6 protein-coding genes and 1 pseudogene are annotated in these 4,844 nt (G+C 49.2%); 3 read left to right on the top strand and 4 right to left on the bottom strand.

What is annotated here, in order from left to right; genetic code table 11:
* Positions 1 to 102 precede the first annotated feature (102 nt).
* Positions 103 to 183 (top strand): annotated as a pseudogene (locus tag AB1611_09150) (hypothetical protein).
* A 546-nt stretch (positions 184 to 729) separates the two neighbouring features.
* Here the strand turns inward: AB1611_09150 and AB1611_09145 are convergent.
* From AB1611_09145 to AB1611_09135, 3 genes are read right to left on the bottom strand one after another with little or no spacing between them, the layout of a single operon-like run.
* Positions 730 to 1,809 carry a prolipoprotein diacylglyceryl transferase family protein gene (locus AB1611_09145; protein ID MEW6379760.1) on the bottom strand — a complete coding sequence of 360 codons (1,080 nt, stop codon included), beginning with the start codon at positions 1,807 to 1,809 and terminating at the stop codon, positions 730 to 732.
* 22 nt (positions 1,810 to 1,831) lie between these two features.
* Positions 1,832 to 2,845, bottom strand: a complete 1,014-nt coding sequence (locus AB1611_09140) for a phosphatidylserine decarboxylase (GenBank protein ID MEW6379759.1) — start codon at positions 2,843 to 2,845, stop codon at positions 1,832 to 1,834.
* The gene (locus tag AB1611_09135) at positions 2,842 to 3,210 is read right to left on the bottom strand and encodes a hypothetical protein (protein MEW6379758.1); all 369 of its coding nucleotides are present in this window, start codon (positions 3,208 to 3,210) and stop codon (positions 2,842 to 2,844) included. Before AB1611_09135 ends, AB1611_09140 begins: the two co-directional genes overlap by 4 nt.
* A 620-nt stretch (positions 3,211 to 3,830) precedes the next feature.
* Between AB1611_09135 and AB1611_09130 the strand changes: the two genes are divergently transcribed.
* Both AB1611_09130 and AB1611_09125 read left to right on the top strand, forming a co-directional pair.
* Positions 3,831 to 4,112: a type II toxin-antitoxin system Phd/YefM family antitoxin gene (locus tag AB1611_09130; protein MEW6379757.1), complete on the top strand. Its 282-nt coding sequence runs from the start codon at positions 3,831 to 3,833 to the stop codon at positions 4,110 to 4,112.
* The gene (locus AB1611_09125; GenBank protein ID MEW6379756.1) at positions 4,109 to 4,405 is read left to right on the top strand and encodes a type II toxin-antitoxin system RelE/ParE family toxin; all 297 of its coding nucleotides are present in this window, start codon (positions 4,109 to 4,111) and stop codon (positions 4,403 to 4,405) included. Before AB1611_09130 ends, AB1611_09125 begins: the two co-directional genes overlap by 4 nt.
* A 32-nt stretch (positions 4,406 to 4,437) precedes the next feature.
* Here AB1611_09125 and AB1611_09120 read toward each other — a convergent pair whose 3' ends face one another.
* Entirely contained in the window at positions 4,438 to 4,641 is a 204-nt protein-coding gene (locus AB1611_09120; protein ID MEW6379755.1) for a hypothetical protein, read from the bottom strand.
* Positions 4,642 to 4,844 lie beyond the last annotated feature (203 nt).

Genomic DNA, 4,844 nt, shown 5'->3' with positions numbered 1-4,844 from the left:
AAGTACTGGAAAATTGGCATTCACTGGTTATCTGCATTACGAAAGATTTTACATCATCCCTTCGATAATGCGGCTATCAAAATTTTAGCTACTACCTAGCAAATGCTATGCAAAATGTATTCCGTTTCGTATTGGTGTGTTATGATGGCTGGCTGGAAGGATTCAGAAGGTGCCAGGCGGGAGCATGAATTTGCTATCCTGCTGGGAATTAAAATTATCTATGAATCCGGTAATCCGTTATTACCTTGGCCCGGTGATCCGGTATATCGGTGATCCGGTATCCCTGATGGGGATGTGCAGAGGGGAGCATGATAAGTAATGACTGATTTACCAAGGGATTGGTACATAGATACACCGTGTGGTTTTGCACACTATATTTTGCATATTCCCCCTGGTTTACATGGCAAGGCATTGTCAGATAATAATGGAACCTCTCATGCTCAACATGAAAATTTTGTGGGATATAAAATATAAAAAAAAGATAGAAGGAACTCTTTGCTATAGCCGGTTAGTAAAATTAGACAATCAAGCCCTGGTATTTTTCGGACAGCCTCTTGGGACGGTTTCGCCGGGATTGGAGGGCCCGAAGGCCCTCACGGGGGGAAGTGTGATAGCTTTTTTGAGTGGGTATCCCTATCGACCCCCTTGTTCAACCCGGGAAATGAGGCTATTCCGGCCGGCATAACCTCTCAATGCTCTTGTCATGCCTGTGTGCTGCCAGATTAAGGATCATGCTCTTTTTCCAATCACCTGGAATGACAGGGTGGCTCCGGTCACCTGGCTCCTGCCGGTAAACAGGAAAATTATCAGCCACAAAGATTGCAAAAAAATAATAAGCCACGGATTCCATAAGGACCGCAGGCCAATCAGGATATTGGCACTCTGGATGCGGGCGGATGGAAAGCAGAAAACTATCAGGACCGAATAAAGGATCGCAATAATCCCCATGATCTGATAGGCCGAAATCTTTCCCCGGCCACGGTAATCTGCCCGGAAAAACTCTGAAATCGTTCTCCAGCCCTGAGTCGTGATCAGGGTCAGCAAAAAGGCGGCTGCATGATAGCCTTTCAGGAAAAGATAAACACCCGCAAGCCCTGTACCGGTAAAGATCACTGAAGTCACGGCCTGAATCGGTATGACCTTATGACCGTCAAGCCCGCCTTCATAGGCGGCCTTTTTGGTCTTCCCTGAAAAAATGAAGTTTCGCTTCTCAAAGATTTTCTGGAGGAATGGATGGCTCTGAGCCAGCGGTTTCCCATAACAGCAGCCAAAGCTGATGCAGGCCAGCCTTCCGATGCCCTCGCCAAGTGCGTAAGAACTGGCAAGGGCTGCCAGGGGAACCATGACCGGCAGGGAAAAATTCGCCCCTCTGCCCAGGGTCAGGCTGATCAGCCGGAAAATCCAGGGCGCGGTTATTAATCCGGCAAAGGATGCCCCGCCAACGGTAAAGCCATTCGGCTGCTTCTCGACTATCCTGGCTATGATTTTGGAAGCAGGGATACAAATTGCCAGTACGGCTGCAGCCATGACCAGGATTCCGGAAAGCGGTATGAACACCGAGCCGAGCAGGACAAACATGATGGCCACAGCTACCCCGTAAGCGTTTGCCGTGAACAGGCCATAGTAGGTAAGGTTCATGCCCTTCCACAGGCCGTTCCCGGTTTTTTGTTTCGGTACCGAGGCCAGAATCTGCCATTCCTCGGCCGGTAAGGCCCTGAATCCCCAGAACAGCATGAAGGATAATGCAGCACCAAGGGTCAAAATGAAAAGTTCATCGATCATGGGTGGCAGAAAAGGAGGAATACTCATAGTTTGTTATCTCCTCAGTAAATCAGCGGATTGCCGTGGCAATCTGCGACCGGACCCTGAGGTCCGTTTCCACCAGAGGCTTTCCAAAACCGCTGGAAAAGCGGCTTTGAATGCCCTGACGGTGCATATTCACAATAATATCTTGAGAGAATTTTACTCTCTCCTTTTGAAATATCAGCACATCGGTGGAGCTTCCGGGCCGATAGAGGCTTTTGGGCTGCCCTTTCTCCAAAAACATCCCCCTGCGGATGTTGTGCGGATTTTCATACCCCCTCTCGCTGTAGCATTGAACGATGTCTCCAATCATCAGGGCCACGATTTCGATCATGGCCACCAGGCCCGCTTTTGTTCCGCCCTCGACATCGGTGTCGATAATGGTGACGACCCGCTTGTTTTTTGAATAGGGGGTAGCCACAGCGATAACCGCAGTCGGATTGCAGGAATGATACTCTCCGCAAACCGGGTAAATATCCAGAACCCTTCCGGCAACCGGGGTATGGTTATAATGATACTTATCCGGGGTCAGCCGGAAAATGGCAAAATCCCCGCCTTCGAAGGCCCTGAGCCAGGGCGTTTTATCAATCCCGAAAAGCTCCCTGAAATCGAAGAACTTTTCCTTGAGAAAGAGCCGGGAGGTCGCGGCAAAAGATCCGGCCAGAACTTTCGCATCAGCCGGAGAAACAATGGCCGCAGCATCCTGCGGCATGGGCCGCGTTTCCCAGTAGCGAATCTTTCGCTCGAATATTTTCCTGCCGCTATTGAGCGATTCGGGAGGATCGAGGCACTCTGCGGTATCGATATCAAAAACCCTGGCCAGTTCCTGTCCTCCCATGGTCCGGAGCCCTGGGACCAGGTCATAGTTGAAAAAACCCAGCAGGCTGGACATCCGTCCGCAGGTCAGCGCCCGGAAAAGAGCCGCGGAATTTTCCCGTGCAGTCAGGTAGAGCGCACCGATCAGCCGGTCGCCGCAGAGCCGTTCCGTTTTGATCCGGCCGGTTTCACGCTCGATGTATTGGTGTTTGGGAAGCGAAATCATACCGAAGTCCTTTGACGTTGCTGCTCTTTCCTGCCCTTTTCCCTGTCGTCATGGATGGTCAGGAGCGTGAGATGGATGAGTTTCCTCAAGACATCGGGGGATGCGGTTTCACTGATGAGATCGCCCTGGATGGCTGCCAGAAACTCCAAGGGGTTCTTTCCGCCGAGTATAGCTGTCAGGCTTTCCCCACAGGAGCCAGCGCTGTCTTCAGCGCAAGTCTCGATTTTCCTTACATCCTCTTCAAGCAGGCTGAGGGCTTCCTTCACGTGCCGGATCCTTAACGTGTTCCGGTAATACCGCTCGGCAGCCAGGTTAAACTCCCTGCCGGCAAGGTGCATCGGCGTCGGGGCATTGGCTTCGCCCAAGATATCCCGGATGAGTTTTCCGCCAGCCGAGTGCTCTTTGGGATTTGCGATTCTCTGCCAAGGATGGATATGGGAAGATCGACATCATCCTTCTTCCCCATGACCACGGCCTGTAGCTCGTTCTCTGAGCCTGCGGTAGTATCGTTGAGTGAAAAGGGGAGAGATTCTGCAAATGCCTGCGATGACCTGCGGTTTATCTGCAAGATGTTCAGAATCCTCGTTAGACCATAGGGAGCACCAATTTCACTGTCTTCACTCTCTCTTCTCAGGGGGATAGCCATAGTATTCCTACCTCCATTGTTGGTTACCTTAATTATTATTCCAGATGAATGTTGGGCTTTTATAAGAAGAGTGTTAGAAATTAATAAGACGATGGCCGAAGATCGCTCTCCGGCAAGACTTCTGAAGTCCATCCGCAAGGCTACCGATGAAAAAAGGAGATGATCTTTGTGACAGATGCCGAACTCGATTTGGCGAAGAGCTGATCCAGGCTCGGCCATTGACATTTTTGATGCTGGTGTTATGGCTTACTTGAAAAAATTCTTGCATGCACCATATTCTGTACGCTATAATGTACAAAAGTTGTATAAAAATTAATGAGAACCTGAATGAGGTGCACAATGCAAAGGCTAAAAATTGATCAAGATATTAAACCCTTGTCTGAGGTAAGGACAAGTATCGCAAACTGCATAAAGCAAGTCCACGATACAAAAAGGCCTGTGGTAATTACTCAGCATGGAAAAGGCGTTGCTGTTCTTTTAGATGTACATGAATATGAAAAGATGCGAGAAAAACTTGAGCTTCTGACAGATGTTCAGATATCGCTCAATCAGCTCGAAAATGGGGAAGGCATAGACCATGAGGAGGCAAAAGAAAAAGTTTTGAAGCGAGTCCCAAAATGAAAATAGTCTGGTCCCCGCTGGCTATCGATAGGGCTTCGGAAGTTGCAGACTATATTGCCCAAGACAAACCGTCAGCAGCAGAAAAATGGATTAACACAGTATTTTCAAAAGTTGAGCAGCTAAAATCCTCTCCTGAAATTGGTAGGATTGTTCCGGAAATTAGAAACAGCCAAATTAGAGAGTTAATTTACGGCAATTACCGTATCATTTATCGTCTTGAAAAGGACCGAATATCTATTCTTACGATTCGTCATAGCAAGCAAATATTGCCAATAAAAGAAATTATGGAATAAGGGAGTTTCCTGCCCAACCCACGAAAATGTCATCATGCCCATTGCTCGACAATGGCGGCAATGCGCTCACTCGCCTTGCCATCCCACAGTGGAGGCACCGAACCTTTTCTACCTGTCCTAATACCCAGGCCCTGCAGCCTGTGCTGAGTTCGGGGATGGATTGGGAAAATGACTAAAAGGGATTGGCTGATCTCCAGCAGGGTCTTCATGATGCTGGCCAGCAATATCAGGCTCATCTACGTTTGAGGGCCGGTGCAGACTGACCAGTGCATAAGAGCCAGGACAACAGGGGACCCCATTCAGGGCAAGTTCCTTTACCGTGAAAATATTGGGGGACCAAGGGCAAACTCCTCCCTTCCCGTCAACCTGCCGGTTTACAGGCTGGATTGCAGCCCACAGAGAGTGGGGTTAACTCATTAATTTACCTGTGCTTGTACAG

The organism is bacterium (assembly GCA_040755755.1).
Classification (GTDB): domain Bacteria; phylum SZUA-182; class SZUA-182; order DTGQ01; family DTGQ01; genus DTGQ01.
The sequence above is the reverse complement of the archived record's forward strand: the minus strand, read 5'-3'. Positions and strand labels throughout refer to the sequence as shown.

What these genes read in the sequence shown, in the direction of transcription:
- AB1611_09145 (MEW6379760.1), bottom strand. Translation starts at nt 1,809, where the DNA reads ATGAGTATTCCTCCTTTTCTGCCACCCATGATCGATGAACTTTTCATT.
- AB1611_09140 (MEW6379759.1), bottom strand. Translation starts at nt 2,845, where the DNA reads ATGATTTCGCTTCCCAAACACCAATACATCGAGCGTGAAACCGGCCGG.
- AB1611_09130 (MEW6379757.1), top strand. Translation starts at nt 3,831, where the DNA reads ATGCAAAGGCTAAAAATTGATCAAGATATTAAACCCTTGTCTGAGGTA.
- AB1611_09125 (MEW6379756.1), top strand. Translation starts at nt 4,109, where the DNA reads ATGAAAATAGTCTGGTCCCCGCTGGCTATCGATAGGGCTTCGGAAGTT.
- AB1611_09120 (MEW6379755.1), bottom strand. Translation starts at nt 4,641, where the DNA reads ATGAGCCTGATATTGCTGGCCAGCATCATGAAGACCCTGCTGGAGATC.